1 pseudogene is annotated in these 255 nt (G+C 64.3%); it reads left to right on the top strand.

Annotation, left to right across the window (positions count from 1 at the left end):
• Positions 1–255, top strand: a pseudogene (locus ACZYR5_RS29720) (glycoside hydrolase family 19 protein); the annotation flags it as partial.

The following is a 255-nucleotide window of genomic DNA, read 5'->3' as shown; positions in this document are numbered from 1 at the left end:
GGCGCTGGTACCGCCTCGACGGCCTGCTGCACGACGCCGAGCAAAACCTGCTCAACGGCTGGGTCTGCGAAGAAGTCGGCGTCACCCCGACCGTCAGCCCCTGGGCCTGGGAAGGCTACGACGTGCTCTTCGACTACAGCACCCCACGCCACAACACCGCCTCGTTCTTCAGCGTCATCGGCGAATTCACCGAAGCCCAATGCCAACGCTTCAAACCCCTGGCCGACACCGACAACGCCGGCCCGATGAAACAAC

This window comes from Pseudomonas sp. F007 (assembly GCF_057814275.1).
Note: the sequence above shows the minus strand (reverse complement) of the source record. Positions and strands in the feature narration are given on the sequence as shown.